This is a genomic window from Nonomuraea lactucae, from assembly GCF_003313395.1.
Taxonomy (GTDB): Bacteria; Actinomycetota; Actinomycetes; order Streptosporangiales; family Streptosporangiaceae; genus Nonomuraea; species Nonomuraea lactucae.
This window is the reverse complement of the sequence record NZ_QNFZ01000394.1, coordinates 1-851: the sequence shown is the minus strand read 5'-3', so window position 1 is coordinate 851 and position 851 is coordinate 1. Positions and strand designations below refer to the sequence as shown.

The 851-nt window shown below is 70.5% G+C and carries 1 protein-coding gene; it reads left to right on the top strand.

Going from position 1 to position 851, the window contains the following annotated elements:
• Positions 1-92 precede the first annotated feature (92 nt).
• On the top strand, positions 93-851 hold a 759-nt coding region (locus DQW85_RS22150; RefSeq protein ID WP_162795223.1), incomplete at its 3' end, for an IS110 family transposase.

Genomic DNA, 851 nt, shown 5'->3' with positions numbered 1-851 from the left:
GTAGTAAGTCTTCGAAGGTCTTGAACACCGAGACGTCCTCCTGATGCGGTTGACGGGCTTGGTGTCCCAAAGACGCATCGAGGAGGACGTCCATGTCTGACGGTACCGGCCTGACCCGTGGTGACAAGAACCGGAACGAGCGGCTGGCGCGGCTGCGGGCAGTGCTGCCCCGCGACCACGCGATCGTGGGCATCGACCTGGCCGACGGGCTGCAAGCGGTGGTGGTCTGTGATCACGATTCGCGGGTCCTGGCCCGGCGTCGGGTCCGGTGCCGGGCCTGGGAGCTGGGCCCGATGCTGGAGTGGGCGGCCGAGCGGGCGCGAACGGCCGGGTTCGCCGGTGTCACGGTAGCGTGCGAGCCGACCGGGCACCGCTGGCGGGTGCTGGACCAGCTCGCCAACGAGCGGGATACGCCCCTGGTGTGTGTGCAGCCGCTGCTGGTCGGGCGAGCCCGCGAGAGCGAGGATTACACCCGCGACAAAACCGACGACAAGGACGCGGTGCTGATCGCCCGGCTGGCCGCCGAACTGCGGTGCTACCAGCCCGAGCGCACCGATGAAGTGTGGGCCAGGCTGCGGCATCTGGGCGCCCGGCGTGCCCGGCTGGTCACCGAGGCCACCGCGTGTGTGCAGCAACTGGCCGACCTGCTGGAATGCGTGTGGCCGGCGGTCTTGCAGGCTGCGGCCCAGCCGTTCAAGTCCGCGACTTGGCGGGCCTGCCTGGCCGTGGTGCTGCAGCGCTGCAACGGTGACCCGGCGCGGTTGCGCCGTCTGAGCCGCGACAGGTTCGTCGCCGCGGTGCGCCGCGAACTGCCCCGCTGGGGCGGCACCAGCCGGATCTACACGCCCATA